The sequence below is a fragment of the Roseibium sp. SCP15 genome (genome assembly GCF_040329435.1).
Taxonomy (GTDB): domain Bacteria; phylum Pseudomonadota; class Alphaproteobacteria; order Rhizobiales; family Stappiaceae; genus Roseibium.
This window is the reverse complement of the sequence record NZ_JBDZYI010000003.1, coordinates 269,279-286,044: the sequence shown is the minus strand read 5'-3', so window position 1 is coordinate 286,044 and position 16,766 is coordinate 269,279. Positions and strand designations below refer to the sequence as shown.

15 protein-coding genes are annotated in these 16,766 nt (G+C 56.5%); 7 read left to right on the top strand and 8 right to left on the bottom strand.

Going from position 1 to position 16,766, the window contains the following annotated elements; genetic code table 11:
- Positions 1–24: 24 nt before the first annotated feature.
- Positions 25–774, bottom strand: a complete 750-nt coding sequence (locus ABLO27_RS15145; RefSeq protein WP_353033775.1) for a metallophosphoesterase family protein — start codon at positions 772–774, stop codon at positions 25–27.
- Positions 775–977: 203 nt separating this feature from the next.
- Complete coding sequence (purB, locus tag ABLO27_RS15140) at positions 978–2,306, bottom strand: adenylosuccinate lyase (protein ID WP_353035037.1); 1,329 nt, start codon at positions 2,304–2,306, stop codon at positions 978–980.
- A gap of 157 nt (positions 2,307–2,463) precedes the next feature.
- Here purB and ABLO27_RS15135 point away from each other — a divergent pair, with 157 nt between their 5' ends.
- Both ABLO27_RS15135 and ABLO27_RS15130 read left to right on the top strand, forming a co-directional pair.
- Positions 2,464–2,943 carry an NUDIX hydrolase gene (locus tag ABLO27_RS15135; RefSeq protein WP_353033774.1) on the top strand — a complete coding sequence of 160 codons (480 nt, stop codon included), beginning with the start codon at positions 2,464–2,466 and terminating at the stop codon, positions 2,941–2,943.
- Positions 2,944–3,054: 111 nt separating this feature from the next.
- Complete coding sequence (locus tag ABLO27_RS15130; protein ID WP_353033773.1) at positions 3,055–3,399, top strand: hypothetical protein; 345 nt, start codon at positions 3,055–3,057, stop codon at positions 3,397–3,399.
- A 151-nt stretch (positions 3,400–3,550) separates the two neighbouring features.
- Here the strand turns inward: ABLO27_RS15130 and ABLO27_RS15125 are convergent, their stop codons facing one another.
- The 5 genes from ABLO27_RS15125 to ABLO27_RS15105 all read right to left on the bottom strand — a co-directional run bounded on the left by ABLO27_RS15125 (position 3,551) and on the right by ABLO27_RS15105 (position 9,502).
- Positions 3,551–5,161 carry an APC family permease gene (locus ABLO27_RS15125; RefSeq protein ID WP_353035035.1) on the bottom strand — a complete coding sequence of 537 codons (1,611 nt, stop codon included), beginning with the start codon at positions 5,159–5,161 and terminating at the stop codon, positions 3,551–3,553.
- A 280-nt stretch (positions 5,162–5,441) separates the two neighbouring features.
- Positions 5,442–6,773: an NAD(P)/FAD-dependent oxidoreductase gene (locus tag ABLO27_RS15120; protein ID WP_353033772.1), complete on the bottom strand. Its 1,332-nt coding sequence runs from the start codon at positions 6,771–6,773 to the stop codon at positions 5,442–5,444.
- 131 nt (positions 6,774–6,904) lie between these two features.
- Complete coding sequence (gene rpe / locus ABLO27_RS15115; RefSeq protein ID WP_353033771.1) at positions 6,905–7,576, bottom strand: ribulose-phosphate 3-epimerase; 672 nt, start codon at positions 7,574–7,576, stop codon at positions 6,905–6,907.
- Positions 7,577–7,698: 122 nt separating this feature from the next.
- Entirely contained in the window at positions 7,699–8,460 is a 762-nt protein-coding gene (locus tag ABLO27_RS15110) for a DUF2259 domain-containing protein (protein WP_353035033.1), read from the bottom strand.
- A 67-nt stretch (positions 8,461–8,527) separates the two neighbouring features.
- Positions 8,528–9,502, bottom strand: coding sequence for a sodium:proton symporter (locus ABLO27_RS15105; protein ID WP_353033770.1), 975 nt, complete (start codon positions 9,500–9,502; stop codon positions 8,528–8,530).
- Between the two features lie 109 nt (positions 9,503–9,611).
- On the opposite strand from ABLO27_RS15105, the gene ABLO27_RS15100 reads away from it, so the two are divergent.
- The 4 genes from ABLO27_RS15100 to ABLO27_RS15085 all read left to right on the top strand — a co-directional run bounded on the left by ABLO27_RS15100 (position 9,612) and on the right by ABLO27_RS15085 (position 12,502).
- Positions 9,612–10,880 carry an NAD(P)/FAD-dependent oxidoreductase gene (locus tag ABLO27_RS15100; protein WP_353033769.1) on the top strand — a complete coding sequence of 423 codons (1,269 nt, stop codon included), beginning with the start codon at positions 9,612–9,614 and terminating at the stop codon, positions 10,878–10,880.
- A gap of 186 nt (positions 10,881–11,066) precedes the next feature.
- Positions 11,067–11,372, top strand: coding sequence for a PepSY domain-containing protein (locus ABLO27_RS15095; protein ID WP_353033768.1), 306 nt, complete (start codon positions 11,067–11,069; stop codon positions 11,370–11,372).
- Positions 11,373–11,549: 177 nt separating this feature from the next.
- Entirely contained in the window at positions 11,550–12,092 is a 543-nt protein-coding gene (locus ABLO27_RS15090; RefSeq protein ID WP_353033767.1) for a helix-turn-helix transcriptional regulator, read from the top strand.
- A 134-nt stretch (positions 12,093–12,226) separates the two neighbouring features.
- Positions 12,227–12,502: a PepSY domain-containing protein gene (locus ABLO27_RS15085; protein ID WP_353033766.1), complete on the top strand. Its 276-nt coding sequence runs from the start codon at positions 12,227–12,229 to the stop codon at positions 12,500–12,502.
- A gap of 104 nt (positions 12,503–12,606) precedes the next feature.
- Here the strand turns inward: ABLO27_RS15085 and ABLO27_RS15080 are convergent, their stop codons facing one another.
- Entirely contained in the window at positions 12,607–13,086 is a 480-nt protein-coding gene (locus tag ABLO27_RS15080; protein WP_029064513.1) for an Lrp/AsnC family transcriptional regulator, read from the bottom strand.
- A gap of 146 nt (positions 13,087–13,232) precedes the next feature.
- On the opposite strand from ABLO27_RS15080, the gene ABLO27_RS15075 reads away from it, so the two are divergent.
- Positions 13,233–16,754 carry an indolepyruvate ferredoxin oxidoreductase family protein gene (locus ABLO27_RS15075; RefSeq protein WP_353033765.1) on the top strand — a complete coding sequence of 1,174 codons (3,522 nt, stop codon included), beginning with the start codon at positions 13,233–13,235 and terminating at the stop codon, positions 16,752–16,754.
- Positions 16,755–16,766 lie beyond the last annotated feature (12 nt).

Below are 16,766 nucleotides of genomic sequence, written 5' to 3'. Positions count from 1 at the left end.
CCTTAGACTTTCTCGTTGACGCAATCAGGAGAGGGGGCCGAAAAACCCGAGTTTCAGTCCTGTAGCCCACATTGTTCGGTCGTGTTTTTCCGCTTCGCAGCTTGCGGCGTTCCAGTCATATTCAATGATCTTGTCTTCAAATGTCCAGTTTCCATCTGCCTTGGTCATGATCGCATAGCGGGCGTGCGGGCTGCCAGCTGCCATCTCATTCCGCAACGGATGGTTTTCGTCATAAGAAGGGAAGCCGACACTTCCAGGGTTGAGAATGGTCTGTCCTGTGGAGTTCAGTTTCACGACACGCGGAATGTGTGTGTGTCCGCAGCAGACGATCGCGGCTTTCTCTCCCTTGAGCTCCGCAATCAGGGTTTCCTCGTCAGGCAGGTGACCTTTGGGCCCGTCCACCTTTTCGGTCAGGTAGCGATCGTCATTGTCCGGTGTTCCGTGGCACAGGAAAATCTCATCGGTCAGCCGGATATCCGTCTGCATGGTCTTGAGCCATTCGTGGCTCTCCGGTGACAGGGAACGAGCGGTGAAGGCATCCGACCAGCTCATCTTGTCAATCGGATCCTCGATCAGAAAGCGGTCGTGATTGCCGCGGACGGTCGGCCAGTTCGTTTCCCGCAGGAGTGCCGCTGTTTCCTCCGGCCAGAGGGGACCTGAAACACAATCGCCCAGATTGACAACAACGTCCGGGGCTTCCTGCTTGATATCCTTCAGCACTGCTTCCAGTGCCAGCAGATTTCCGTGAATATCGGATACAACAGCAATTTTCACGGATCGTCTCCGATGTTTTCAGGCCTTGGGGTGTCGTTCCTGCTGACACCCAGTGGGACGCAAAGCCGGGACGCATATCTGAATGAAACGGGTTGATTGCTCCCGGGAGACCGCGAGCAACAGATCTGTGCTAACGCCGAGCAGGGACAGGGAATGACCGTGTGGTCTATGTCCCGATCCTCTGCAAGGCTATGTGCCGAGGGTCAGCTTTCGCCGAACACCCGCTGGAAGATCACATCGACATTCTTGGTGTGGTAGCCAAGGTCGAAGCGGTCGCGGATCTCTTCTTCGGAGAGATACTTGCGAACGTCTTCATCACCCAGCAGCTCGGTTAGGAAGTCGACGGAGGCTGAGCCGGCAACCTGATAGCTGTCCCAAACCTTCATGGCGTTGCGCTGAACCAGACGATAGGCATCTTCGCGGGAGGAACCTGCCTGTGTCAGGGCGAGCAGGATGCGCTGTGAATGCACCAGACCACCGAGACGGTCCATGTTGCCGATCATCCGCTCCGGGTAAACCATCAGCTTGTCGACAACGTTTGTAAGACGCGCAAGCGCAAAGTCGAGCGTCACTGTGGCGTCCGGTCCGATCATGCGTTCCACGGACGAGTGGGAGATATCCCGCTCGTGCCACAGGGCGACGTTTTCCATTGCCGGGATGGAATAGCCGCGAACGATACGGGCAAGACCGGTCAGATTTTCCGTCAGCACCGGGTTGCGCTTGTGCGGCATTGCAGAAGACCCCTTCTGGCCCTTGGAGAAGAACTCCTCGGCTTCAAGAACTTCGGTGCGCTGCAGGTGACGGACTTCGGTCGCGACGCGCTCGATCGATGACGCAATGACGCCGAGTGTTGCAAAATACATGGCATGGCGGTCACGCGGGATCACCTGCGTCGAGACAGGTTCTGCCTGAAGTCCCATGGCCTTGGCGACATGTTCTTCCACACGCGGGTCGATATTGGCAAACGTGCCGACTGCGCCGGAGATGGCACAGGTGGCGATTTCCTCACGTGCTGCCAGAAGGCGGGTCTTGCAGCGATCGAACTCGGCATATGCCTCGGCCATCTTGAGACCGAAGGTCACCGGCTCGGCGTGAATGCCGTGCGAGCGGCCGATGCAGACCGTGTCCTTGTGTTCCATTGCCCGGCGCTTCAGTGCGGCCAACAGGGCGTCCATGTCGGCAAGCAAAAGATCGGTTGCCTTGACCAGCTGAACGTTGAAGCAGGTGTCAAGGACGTCCGAAGACGTCATGCCCTGGTGAACGAAACGGGCATCAGGGCCGACGATCTCTGCCAGATGGGTCAGGAATGCGATGACATCGTGCTTGGTCTCGCGCTCGATCTCATCAATCCGGTCAATATCGAATGTGGCGCTGCCGCCTTTTTCCCAAATGGTCTTGGCAGCCTCTTTCGGAATGACGCCGAGTTCGGCCAACGCATCACAGGCATGGGCCTCGATCTCGAACCAGATGCGGAACTTCGACTCCGGAGACCAGATGGAAACCATGTCAGGGCGGGAATAGCGCGGAATCATCGCGGGCAAGACCTCGTCTTTTTAGGAAATTCTGGCTGCGGAATAGCAAATGGGGGCGACGCCTTCAATGGAAGGACGCCGATTTTGCTTGCGAGAGGACGCACAATGTGAATTTTACAGCTCGTTGTTTGACTATCTGCGCCTTCTGGAGACGGTAATGACAATCTGGCGACCGGCAAACATGATCACCGTTAAAGCACTTGCCCTGATCTGGCAGGATGACGCTTTGTTGCTCTCGGAAGTTCAGGACGATGCCGGCAGGGTGACGGGAATGCGCCCACTTGGTGGAACCGTTGAATTCGGTGAACCCTGGCGGGACGCTCTCCAGAGGGAATTCCTGGAAGAACTGGGCGCCCGGATCACGCTTCTCGACAATTTCTTTGTCATGGAAAATCTTTACGAGCATCACGGCGTCCTGGGGCATGAGGTTGTGTTCCTTTGTCACGCGCATTTTGCCGAGAGCCGTTTTTACCAGAAGGACAGTTTCTCATACGACCTGAATGACGAGACAACCGGTCTGGCAACCTGGATGTCACTTGATGAGCTGGCCGCCAAGCAACTGGAACTCTATCCGGTGGGCTTGAACGAGAAACTGGCAAAAACGGCTCCGATCAAATCCGGGCGCAGATACAGCTGATCCGAGGAGTTTCACCTCGGAAAGTCACTGTTTGGTTTAATCTTTGTTGAGAAATGTTGTGCTGTGGTGCCTTCAAATTCGCGCCATTTCAGCTGACAATTGGAGACAACAGTGTTTTTCCGGTCAATTCATGTTTTATTTGCCGCCGCCGTGATCGGAGCGTCGTCTCCTGCAATTGCCGCCGATCCGGACTTCAAAGCCATCTTGTCGTCGCCCTCCGGAGCTGCGGGACTTGCTGCAGCCATCTCAAGTCTCGGACAATGCGATACCAAACCGGAATGGACAATCAGCTACGATCCGGACATCGACAAGGAAAATCCGAACCATGTTTATGTCGGGTGTCAGTACGATCCGGATTGGGAAGAAGGGAACGACCTTTACGACAAGGGAGTGCTTGCCAAGTTCATCGAGGCCGAAGGGGTGTACTATCTGGAAAGCCTGACTTTGCTTCCCTGAATGTTGCTCCGGCGGGTTTCGAGACCGGTAAGCGAGATTGCTGGCAATCTTGAGAGGTTGACCTCTCGTTGCTAATCAGATGGATACTCACTTTTCTGATATATTGCATTAGAAAAATCAAATAACTAATTCATTTATTTCAATAAATCTTCTATATCTTGAAGTCGGTGCTTTCGACGGGTGCGTCTTCAGCTGAATCATACTCACCAATTTCTTCCAGTTCTTCTTCGGCCAGGTAGAGGGCGAACTTGTCCTTGTGCAGGCTGAGGCGAATTGCGAGTACATAAACGCAGGTTGAAAGCAGGCCGACCGCCAGAATATCCGGGCCAACCGGAATGAGACCGGCGCCACCGCCAAACGATCCAAGATATGACAAGGTAACCAGTCCAACCAGATAAGGCGCCAGCCAGGAGGCTTCGCGCCAGTCGAGACTGTCAAAACCACCTTGCGTGCTGCGGATCAACAGCAGGGCAAATCCGATGGCAAGGCATATGCCCAGGTGGATCATTGTGTCCCAGCCGCTCCAGTAAATGATCAGACTTGCGACCACGAAGGCCAGGCATCCGGTAACAGGCGCGGCCGGGAGGACGAAGGCCCTCGGAGTGTTGGGCAGCAGGCGCCGGAAGGCAAGAACGGCAATCGGACCGACAACGAAGGACAAGACGATCGAAGAGGTGTTGAGAGACAGGACCTCTCTGAATGGCAACGCAATGAAGAAGATGGCCGCGACGACGAAGTTTACCAAAAGCGCAAACAGCGGCACGCCACGCTCCGACAGGGTTTCCATGAATTTCGGGAAGAGACCGTTTTGAGCCATAGCAAGGCCGAGACGGGCATTCGACCCAACCGAAACAAGACCGGAGGCAAAGCTGGAAATACGGGCGCTGGTATCCAGGATGCTGACGATCCAGAGTGCTCCCACTGCAGTCGCCAGGGAAGCCATGGGGCCAAGTTCACCGGCGAAATGCAGCGAGTGCCAGCCTTTCTCGAGCTGGGCATGATCGAGCGCCCCCAGGAAAGCCAGTTGCAGACCGCCATAAATCAAGAGGCAGACCACGAGGCTCAATACGAGAGCGAGCGGAATGTTGACCTTGGGATTGCGCGCTTCCCCTGCCATATCGATCACGTGCCTAAAACCAATCAGGGCGAATATGACGCCGCCAGTCGAAATGGCCGAGAGAATGCCCTTGATCCCTTCAGGGGCAAATCCTCCATAGTCGCTGAAATTGGCGTAGCGAAACTCGGATGTCAGGATAACGGCGGCAAGCAGCGCCGGCACCAGGATCTTTACCCAGGTGAGGGCGGTGTTGATCCGGGCGAAGAACTTGACGCCAAAGGCATTGAGGACCGTGAACACAAAAAGCAGAAGACAGGCAACCCCAAGACCGGAGGCTGAGAGTTGGTTGTCGGGCGTATAGAGCCAGGGAGCGAGGCTCTTGGAATATCGCAATACAGCCTCTACTTCGATCGTGGCTGTCGTGTTGTAGCCGATCCAGGCGGTCCAGCCCATGGTCATGGAGACCACGGAGCCATGCGAGAAGTGAGGAACCCGGCCAATGCCGCCGGCAACAGGCAGAATGGTTGCGATCTCTGCAAAGGTCGCAGCCAGAAGCAGCATGGCGAAGCCGCCGATGACCCAGGCGATCATCGCAGAAGGACCCGCGGCTTGGGCGGCCAGAAGCGGCGCAAACAGCCAGCCGGAACCAAGAATTCCGCTGATTGCGACAAAGGTCAGGCTGAGCAGCCCTATGCTGCGTTTCATATGCGCCAAGACGATTCCCCCAAATCACTTCCAGTGACTGTAGCCGACAGAGCATCTTTGCGGGAAGCAGGTTGTGGGGGGAGTTGACCCAGCTTTTACATCGAAGGACCGCTTGCGGTCAGACCAGAGGCAAATTGTCTGTTCCGCTTGAAACAGCTGCGGCCGAGGGGGGCAGCCCTCCCGGGCATGACTTAGGTTTGCTGTAACGGTGGCGGCAAGGCTTACAAGCTTTGCGAATTCGGACGTAGCGCGAAATGCCACCGTTGAGATGATAAGAGCTTCAGCGGTCCAGTCCAACGCCGCGAAAGCGTTTCTTGACGGTGAAATAGGCTCCAATGTCCACCAGAGGACGCGGCGGGATCCAGGTTGCCGGTGCAGAGGCCAGGCAGTCACGGATCAGATCTGTGTCGTCGCCGCATGCGTAATCGGCGAGAGCATGTCCAAAAGCAGTGCCGCGGCTGACACCCGAGCCATTGTAGCCCCCGGCAATGAAGATGTTTTTCGCTGCCTTGCTGAAAAAATTGGTGCTGTTGCGGCTGATGCCTTCTACACCGGACCAGGCAAATTCGAAGGGCACATGGGCCAGTTGCGGAAAGCGGCGCTCGAAGCTTTCGCGATGGACGGCCTGCCGCTGCTTCAGTTGAGCAGCATCCAGCAGCTTGCCACCGTTGTATTCGGCGGTGTTGCGGAGGCTGATGCGTCCGTCGACCGTCAGACGAACGGTTGCGCCACCGCCGTGCAGAGAAAGAACACCCCAATCGGCAAGTGATCCAAGACTTGCCCTTTCCTCCTCAGACAGAATGCGTGTGAAGCTGCCGGTCAGTGTGGAAGCGCTGAGACGCCGTGCGAGGAAACCAAGCTTGGGAGCCTCGAAGTTGGTGGCCAGCAGCACATTATCCGCTGACAGCGCGCCGCCAGACGTCATTAGCCGAAGAGGAGTGCTGCGATCGATGTTCAGTACCGGACTGTTCTCATGGAGCTGCACATTGGCGGGCAAAGTGTCGGCCAGACCGCGTACCAGTGCTGCGGGTTGAACCAGCGCACCTTGATGGACATGAACACCGCCTTTATAGGCTATTGTGCCGAGGCGGTCCGCGAGCTCATCCGAGCTGAGTGGAGTGTGCGCAACTTCCAGGGCGGACAGATACTCGAGAAAATGATCGCATTCGGCCTGGGACCGGTTGTCCGCAGCCGCATGATAGAAACCCTGTTCACGCCACTGACAGGCGATACTGTTCGTCTCGATACGCTCCCGCAACAACGTCAATCCGGCCTGATTGATCCGATTGACCCGTCGGTATTCGTCTATCTTCTGTCGGGCAAAGCCTCCGCCGAAGTGGCTGACTGCAACGGCATAACCTGAATTTCTTCCCGAGGCACCCTGACCGATTTCGCGTGCGTCGAGCACGACAATTTTCTGATCCGGCCTGTTTTCGGCAAGCTGGCGCGCTGCGGCCAGACCTGTCACGCCCGCTCCGACGACCGCCCAATCGGCCCGATGCTCCCCTTCAAGAGGGCTGGTTGCCTGTCGCGGCGGCAGCAGTTCAGCCCATCCGTGACGGTCGGTTTCGAATTTGCCGTTGTTCACCGAAGTTCGTTCCTGGTTTGTCATGAGCTGTAGTTTATCCATTTGCGCCGTTGAAGCCGGGGCCGCACGATGCAAAGGGCGGAGTTTGTGAAAGCGCCGCTGAAGTCCGCTTAGGGCCCGAAAGCGCAGCAATCATGCGCTTCGGCTGACCCGTCTCAGGCTTCCTGTGCCGACTTCCTGATCGCGGAAATGTTGGAGGCGTAGCTTTCAACCGAACCGCCCTTGAAGACGGCGGATCCTGCCACCAGCACGTTGGCGCCGGCAGCTGCAACAAGTGGAGCCGTCTCGGGCGTCACACCGCCATCGATTTCCAGATCGATGGGACGCTCGCCGATCATTTCTCTGATGCGCCGTGTTTTTTCGACCTGGGATTGGATGAATTTCTGTCCACCGAAGCCGGGGTTCACGGTCATCACCAGAATCAGGTCCAGGCGGTCGAGTACATATTCCAGGACACTTTCCGGAGTTGCCGGGTTCAACGAGACGCCAGCTTTCTTGCCGAGGTTTCTGATGGCCTGCAAGGAACGGTCAAGATGGGTCGTGGCTTCGGCGTGCACGGTGATGATATCGGAGCCCGCCTTGGCGAATGCTTCCAGGTAAGGGTCAACCGGCTCGATCATCAGGTGGGTGTCGAAGACCTTGTCCGTATGAGGGCGAAGCTTGGCGATTACATCCGGCCCGAAGGTGATGTTCGGGACGAAATGCCCATCCATGACATCGAGATGGATCCAGTCCGCGCCTGCGCCCACCACGTCCCGGACCTCCTGGCCCAGTTTGGAAAAGTCAGAAGCGAGGATGGATGGAGCGATTTTGATGTCGCGCGGCATTTTTGGTCTCCCGGACTGGTCACGGCGGCAGAGTTCGGTCCGCTCAGACTTGATGGTGCCGCGCTAGCACTTCTGTAGTTGCGGGGCAAGATGCAGACTGGTCACTCAATCGGTTTAGGAACTTAAAGCCGCCCCGTTATTGCCAGATATCTGCGGTCCGGTCCTTCGAAGCCGAAGCTGTCCATCTGGATCAGTATCGCGAACACAGGTGGAGCCTGATCAGGGTAATGGGTAACAATTCGCTCGATGCGGTAGGCATGCGGACATAGACGACTGCTCGGGACGGACTTGTCTTCGTTCAATGTTCGGACGACACCGTTAAAGGTCATCGTCAGTCGGAAGCCACTGGTCTGTGTGCCGTATCCTTCGCATTTCGCGGAGGAAATCGGATACTGCTCCATGGTAAGTTCCAGGGGAATTTCTCCGCGGCGGTCCGTGTTCCAGAGGGAAACAACCATCTTGTGGGGATCGGACGACAGCTCCGTGCGCGGATTGATACCAACAGTCTTGCCCTTTCCGGCAATGGCCTTGCTTTGCAAGAGAGGCTGTGCGGTTGCTCTGTTCTGGGCGCGGGTCTCGCTCAGGAACAGGTCCTCGTCGTAGACCTCCCGGTCATTTATGTCATCGCGACGACGGAATGGAGATGGCTCGACCCAGCTGTCACCAATCACGTCGAGTACGAAAATTTCCGAATAGGGAAAACCGGAACCGTCCTGGACGCCGTATTGTTCGAAAGCGAAATAGCTGCCGTTCTTGGAAAAACCCAGCACCTGGATTTCCGCATCATCGCCTGCGATTGCGGCCGGACCGAAAACTGCGACACCAATTGCGGTCGTCAGGGCGGGCAGAACCTTTCGCAAACCTGCTGTTCGGATCAAATTCATAAATGGCACAAACAACTCCTCACGTTTCATGCGTGTTTTCAGGAGCTAAGCACACTTCCGGCCGCGTTCAGGTCTGCTGCGTCACAGTTTTTGTGTTTTGGCGGCAGAACACCCGCACAAAAGGCTTCAGCAGCAATGGCAGCATGTAGATGGGAAATTGACCGACTGCGAACCAGAGCCAGGTAAACTCCGGAAGAGTTCCTCCAAACGCTGCCACCATCAGGCCCATGTTTCGAGTTCCACATGTGTGGGCGATCGAATAGGCATCCTCACGAGAGGCGGGCGCAAAAATTATGAGGGACAGGCTGATCTGGATCAGAGCCAGGCAGAAGGTAAGGGCGGTCAGACCAAGCGTGTAAAGCGGTTTGTTGGCAAAGCTTGCGGCAACACCGTCCATCGCGGCAACGGCGAAGAACAAGAGAAGAAGTACGTTTAATCCGCTGATGTGCAGAGTGCTGCGCGCCAGGCGTTCGGTGCCGGCAAGTTTGCGGAAGATCGCCGAAAGAATGAACGCTCCGGCAAGCAGCATGGACAGTTGAACGGCCAGTCCGCCGACGCTCAATGGCAATGACGGGCCAAGCATCAGCTCGCCGACAAATGGAGCGGTCAACGGAGTAACAATCAGGGCGGCAACAGACAATGCAAGGCTGAGCGTGCCGTCGAGGCCCAGCAAGTAGATAAAGGCCGGGGCTGCCATGACCGGTGGAGCTGCTGTCGAGATGTAGAGCGCCAGAACCACGTCCGGGCCGAGCGCTGCCAGTCCTGAAAACTCGATCACCAGATAGGTAAGGAGGGGGGCTCCGAGCATCATCCAGATGAGCGCACCGACAAGAAGGGCGGGCCGTCGCAGTCTCTGTCTGATCGCATTTTGATCAACCCGCAGGAAAGCTAGAGTGAGAAGGCTGAACACGGCAACAGGAAGATAAGGCCGCAGATGGGCAGACAGCGCCGGAACGGCCATGCCGATGAAGATGCTCACTGCCAGGGCCGCAGTGCCGTGGCGTCCGATCCAAGCCAAACCTGCCGGGAGCATTCGAATCATCTAAACTTGTCTCCTGAAACCGCGCAGTGTGGCAGGCACCTTGCGCCTCATAAAGGATCCGGAACCTGGACACCAGATTAATCGAAATTTGGACCTGGCCGGAATGGACATGACAAAACAGGCACGGAAACCCAATACCTTTGATGTCATGGTCCTTGGGGCAGGAATAGTCGGGGTGTCCACGGCTATTCATCTTCACAGGCTAGGTCTCGATGTCGCCCTTGTCGACTGGAAACATCCGGGTGGTGAAGCGTCCTTCGGGAATGCCGGTATCGTTCAGCGGAACGGGTTCACGCCGCACGCGGTTCCCACCCACCCTCAGCAACTCCTCGGTATCTTTCTCAAGCAATCCAGTGCTGTTTCCTATGATCTGGCGACGCTGGTGCGTCTCTTCCCCTGGTTGCGCCGCTATCATCTGGCCAGCAGCGGTGAGAGTGTCGAACATTACGCCAAGACGGTTGCTCCCTTGAGGGCCCTGGTCGTGCAGGAGCATCTTGATCTTGCCCGATCCACAATCGCCGACAGATTTTACCGCACCGGAGGTTGGCTTCACGTCTACCGAAGCAGAAGCTCTTTCAAGGAAAGTGAGATCGAACGGTATTATGCCAGGGTGTTTGGGGTCGACTACCAAGAATTGGCATCAAGCGATGTGACCAAGCTCGAACCGGGGCTCAAACTTCCGGACCTCAATGCGGTTCACTGGACCGAAAGCTGTTCCGTCTCGAACCCGGGGGCAGTGGTGGACGCGTTCTGGCGTGGGTATGTCCAGGAAGGTGGAGCGTATTTTCGAGGAGATGCGCGTAAAGTGCAAAATCAGCGGGGAAGCTGGTCCCTTGAGTGCGAGCGAGGGGCCATATCAGCAAAAAACGCCGTCATTGCGCTCGGATCTTGGTCAATGGACGTTCTGAGCAAACTCGGTGAAACCTATCCGCTGGCTGTGAAGCGTGGATATCACATGCACTTTCAGCCACAGGCAGGTGTGTCGCTGTCGCGGCCAGTGGTGGATGTTGAGAATGGTTTTGCGATGACGCCAACGGAGAAGGGGATCCGTCTGACAACCGGTGTGGAACTCGCCGAACGGGACGCTCCATCCAATCCGAACGTCATCAAGCTGGCAAGGCGTCGGGCAGAGGAACTGTTTCCGCTCGGAAAGGCTCTTCAGGATGAACCCTGGCTCGGTTCGAGACCCTGTTTGCCGGACTCGCTGCCGATTGTCGGTGCGTCTCCGAAACACAAGGGTCTGTGGTTCAATTTCGGACATGCCCATGACGGTTTCACCTTTGGTCCGGTCACCGGTCGCGTGTTGGCTGAACTCATCAGCAACAAGACGCCCATCGTGGATCCTTCCGGGCTCTCCCCAACCAGATTTGCAGTCTGACCAAGGCACGTTTTCCTTCCTAAACTCCCCCTAAACCCTGGAACGATGGGCATAAACCTTGGTTTATGGACCGGTTTATAAGCTTTTCGGTTATGGCGAAATGAGGTTTCCGCAGGCAATTCAGGTCTAGCCAGCGGATGGTTCGTTGGCGATCTGAACTCCAAATCAGTCAAGGAATGAAATCTCATGAAAGCCCCATTTAACTCCGCAGCAATTACGCTTCTTTCCGCGACCGGCCTGATCGCAAGCATGGGGGTGGCTCTTGCTGCCGTTTCCCTCGGCGACAATCTGGGGACGACAGAAGCAGATATCCGTTCTGCGCTGACGTCGCAGGGCTACACCGTTGAAGAATTTGAGACCGAAGACGGCAAGCTGGAAGCCGAGGTCATGAAGGATGGCCAGGAGATGGAAGTTGTTATCGATGCCAAGTCCGGTCTGGTTCTCGAACTGGAACTGGAAGATGAGGATGATGGCGACAAAGACGACGACTAACATCTGACTGAGCCTGCCCCGGCCGAACCCACACCCAGGTACGCCCCTCCTGGTGGCCGGGGCTTTCAGTCAGGCAGATGGACGCTCATTGACACGCATCGATCAGAACTTTTGTAGCCGTCGTGAATTTGGGCAATGCTGTAGTATTGGTGGCTCTGCCGAAATCGAGGAATGGAAATGTCTCCTTTCAACAACTGGAAAACCGCGTGGCCCTGGCTTTTGATCGGACTGCAGTCGATCTGTGTTCTGGTCCTGGTGTTTGAGGAGTTTTCCGACCTCTTATGGGGGGAGCAGACAACCGGCCTGATCGGCAATGATGTGCTTGAGAACCTGGTCATCGTGGTGCTTGTCGTCAGTTTGATTGGATCTGCATTCGAAGTTCGCCGCGTCATGACGAGGCAAAAGCGACTGGAGCAGCAGGTCAAGGCAGCTTCGGGTGAGTTTGCGAACCTGCTTGAAGAACATTTCGACAGTTGGGGCCTGACGCCGTCTGAAGGGGATGTGGCGCTGCTTGCATTGAAAGGGTTTTCGATAGCGGAAATGGCGTCCGTTCGGAAAACAGCGGAAGGGACGGTGAAAGCGCAGTGCAATGCGATCTACCGCAAGGCAGGTGTCACCGGCCGCACACAGCTTCTGTCGCTGTTCATCGATGAACTGCTTTATGGTGCCCTTGTCGAGCAAACCGACGGTCAACCTGCACGTGCTGCGGTTCCGACCTAAGGAACGGCCGGCCAAAAGTGAGCAGAGGCGAAATGCCGGCAGTGTGTACGATTGTTAATTTGTAATTGCCCGGACCGATCCCACTTCGTTTCTCAAGTTCGGCGACAAAGCCGAAGCAAATCTGGAGAAACAAAATGACCTCTGCCAGCCACCTCGCAAAAGCAGGTGTTCTTGCCTCGACCGTGTTCCTCAGTCTCAATGCGATTGCGTCGGCGGAGATCCGGCCTGGCGACAAGATCGGCCTTACCGTCTCCGACATTGCAAAAAGCCTGGAAAACAGCGGCTACCTGATACGGGAAATCGAAGTCAAAACCGACCGTATCGAGGCGGAAGTGACGCTGGAAGGTGAAAAGCTTGAAATCAAGATCGACCCTCAGTCCGGTCAGGTGACCCGGATTGAAGACGACTGAGCTTCCACAGGGAAGTGCACTGGTAGTCTGACGGCGGCCTTGAGACAGCCTGACCATTTGATGGTCGGAAAGAATGCGGCGTCAGACTTCCAGTTTCCTGCCGACTAGTTTTCGCGCAGTGGCAAGGCGACCGTGTCCTTGACCGTATTGACGACAATGCGGGACTGCACGTCCGAGACAAGCGTATTGTCCAGAAGCTTCAAACGAAGAAAATTGTCGTAAGTTTTGATATCATCGGTGACGACCTTGATCAGGTAGTCGACTGCGCCGGTGATGCGTTCGCACGTGACAACTTCCGGCCAGTGATGCACCAGCTTGTCAAACGTTTCCATGTTGTCCCGGCTTGGAACGGCAAGCTTGACGAAGGAATAGGCAACGAAGCCAAGGCCGACCGATTCCCTGTCGATAATGGCTGTAATCTGGCGAATAATGCCCTGTTCCTTCAGGCGTTTGATCCTGCGCCAGCATGGTGTCTGGCTCATTCCCGCTTCCTTTGCGACCTCGGCAATGGATAGCGAAGCGTCCCTTTGCAGGACGCGGAGAACGCGGATGTCAGACGGGTCGAGAAGATATTTGTCGGTCATCGTCAATTTTAGGAATTTTTATGCGGCCTCTGGGTGATTGCCCGTGACGATAGCACAGAAATTGCCCGTGAAAAGGATGATATTTATCTGAAGTGAGGTTGCCGGGGGACGCAGCCGCCCAAATCGACGGTTGAGGAGAATGTCGGATGAATGTGCATATGCCACCCGTGACCCTGGAGGACAAATACGTCGCGACAGAAGGACGGGTCTATCTGACCGGCATACAAGCGCTTGTCCGCCTGGTAATGGATCGTGCTCGGTTGGATCAACAGGCCGGCTTGAAAACGGGTGGTTTCGTATCCGGGTATCGCGGCTCGCCGCTTGCCGGCTACGACACGGAGCTGATGCGCGCCGAGCGCCATCTGAAAGGTTATGACGTCGTCTTCAAACCCGGAGTGAACGAGGAACTGGGCGCGACCGCCGTCTGGGGCAGCCAGAAGCTGCGCGGTGAGGGCGGTTCCGGACGGCCGACAGACTATGACGGTGTCTTCGGTGTCTGGTACGGCAAGGCACCCGGTGTCGACCGGGCCGGAGACGTTCTACGCCAGGCAAATGCGTCGGGAACGGATCGGAACGGTGGCGTGCTGGCACTTGCGGGCGACGATCATCTGGCAAAGTCATCCATCCTGCCGGCGCAAAGCGAATTCTTCTTTGAGCATGCGGAAATTCCGGTGCTCAATCCCGCCGACATTCAGGACGTTCTGGACTACGGCCTGCATGGCCTGGAAATGTCCCGCTTCACCAGTCTCTGGACTGCGCTGATCTGTATTGCCGACACAATGGACGCCTCGGCAACGATCAATGTGTCGCCGGACCGGTTGCGGCTCGTGCGGCCGCTTGAAGGAGATCCGCGCAAGGATTACCGCCAGAATCGCGATCTGTTGCTGGGCAACCGCCTGGAGACGGAACGTCTGGTGCGGGACCTTCGGATACCGGCTGCACAGAACTATGTGCGCACCAACGGACTTGACCGCGTGACTTTCGGCACGCGGCGCAGGGTGAAGCTTGGCATCGTGGCGTCAGGCAAAGCATATCGGGATCTGCTTCAGGCTCTGGACCTGATGGGCATCACCGAAGAAAAAGCCAAGGCGCTGGGCCTTGCGGTTTACAAGGTCGCTATGACCTGGCCGCTGGAGCCGCTCGGCCTAAGGGATTTCGCTCGTGGTGCGGAACGTCTGCTTGTTGTGGAACACAAGCGGGCCTTTATGGAGCCTCAGATCAAGAACATCTCCTATCACTGGCCGGAAATGAGCCGGCCTGAGATCTGGGGCAAGCACCGGCCGAACGGAACACCGTTCCTGTCGGACGTGCTTGAAATATCAGTTGCCGAACTCATCGAAGGCCTGATGACCTGGCTGCCGGAAGAGGCGGTTTCGGAAGAGATGCGCTCTGTTGCGACCCGTATGACCAAACAGGCCATGTGGGCTCAGGGACATGCGGAACGCGCGGCCCGTATTCCTTATTTCTGCTCTGGTTGCCCGCATTCCACATCCACAAAGACGCCGGAAGGGTCCCGCTCCATGCCGGGCATCGGCTGTCACGCCATGACCGAGATGGCAGGCCGCACGACCGAAGGCCAGATCGCCATGGGCGGCGAGGGTGTTCTCTGGGTCGGGCAACAACCTTTCTCGGGCGACAGTCATGTGTTCGCGAATGTCGGTGACGGAACCTATTTCCACTCCGGAATCCTGGCGATCCGGCAGTCGCTCGCGTCCAAAGTGCCGATCACGTACAAAATCCTCTACAACGATGCGGTTGCGATGACCGGAGGTCAGAAGGTGGACGGTCAGTTGACCGTTCCGCAGATCACGCGGCAGCTGGAAGCGGAAGGTGTTGAACGCATCGCGGTCGTTTCCGAAAATCCGGAGAATTACGGTTCCTGGACACCGATCGCGCCGGGTACAAAAGTTCATCACAGGGATGAACTGATGGATGTCCAGGAAGAACTGCAGTCCTTCCCGGGCGTATCGGTTATCGTCTACGACCAGACATGCGCGGCGGAAAAACGCCGCCGGCGCAAGCGTGGCCAGTTTCCGGATCCGGACAAGCGCCTCTTTATTAACGATCGGGTATGCGAGGGATGCGGCGACTGTTCCGTCCAGTCGAATTGCCTGTCGGTTGAACCGCTGCAGACCCCGTTTGGGGAAAAGCGGGTTATCAACCAGTCCAGCTGCAACAAGGACTTTTCCTGCATCAAGGGGTTCTGTCCATCATTTGTCGAGATTGACGGCGCAGCCCTCAAGAAGCCGAAGAGAGCAGAAGTCAATATCGACGAACTGGTTGAAGAGCTGCCCCAACCGGTTTTGCCATCCCTTGACCGCACGCAGAACGCCCTGATCGCCGGTATCGGCGGTATGGGTGTCACCACCATCAGTGCAGTTCTGGCCATGGCCGCGCACGTCGATGGCAAGCAGGCGTCGACCCTCGATATGACCGGTCTTGCACAAAAGGGCGGTCCGGTTACGTCTCACGTCAGGTTCGCCGCCAGCGATAGGTCCATTGAAGGTCCTCGTGTCCCGGCAGCAAGTCTCGACCTTTTGATCGCCAGCGACATGGTGGTTGCCACCAACGCCGATCAGCTGTCGCTTGCACATCGCGGCCATACGCTGACAGTCGCCAACACGAAAGTTGCTCCCACGGCCGAGTTCGTTCTGAAACAGACACTTTCGTTTGACGAAAAGCGTATGGACACAGCCTTGCGTGAGGCGTCCGGCACTTACATTGCGATGAATGCAGCTGACGTTGCCGAGAAACTCCTGGGCGATGCAATTTACGCCAACATGCTGCTGGTCGGCATGGCTTACCAGGGAGGTGCCTTGCCGATTTCCGATCATGCGATCGAAACGGCTCTGGAACTGAACGGTGCTGCCGTTGCCAACAATATCAAGGCCTTCCGCGCCGGTCGGGTTCTGGCAGCTCATCCGGAAAGGCTTTTGAACGCGCTTCCAACGGAAGCCAAACCGCAGTCATTCACTTTGGATGAGAAAATCGCCTTCAATGCGAAGGAACTGACAGCGTACCAGGATGCCGGCTATGCCGCCCGCTATCGGGAACTCGTGGCGAAGGTGAAATTGGCTGATGAAGCGCATGGAACAGGAACGCTGCGGTTGACCCAGACCGTTGCCGATCTTCTTTACAAGGTGATGGCTTACAAGGATGAGTATGAAGTCGCACGGCTTTATTCAGATCCGGCTTTCAGGGAGAAAATCGCACAACGGTTCGAAGACCCGAAAAAGATCAAGGTACATCTTGCGCCGCCATTCCTTGCCAATCGCAAGGACCCCAAAACCGGTCGCCCCGAAAAAATTGCCTTCGGTCCGTGGGTGTTCAAGGCTTTTGACCTGCTCGCGAAATTCAAGAACCTGCGCGGCAAATGGTACGATCCTTTCGGCCGGACCGCTGAACGCAAGGCGGAGCGCGCATTGATCGGCCAGTACGAGAGAGACATCGCAGAAATCGTCAAAAGGCTTCCGAATGGTAACTACGGATTGCTTGTGGAATTGGCGCGTGTGCCGGACCTGATCAGAGGTTTTGGTCCGGTCAAGGAAGCCAATCTGGAAAAAGCTGCCGACAAGCGTCAATTGTTGTTGGAGCAACTGAACAAGACCGATGACGGCGGTAATGACGATGCAGAAACCTCAAAGGTGTTTCTGGAAGCTGCTGAATAAAGGCTGCGTTTA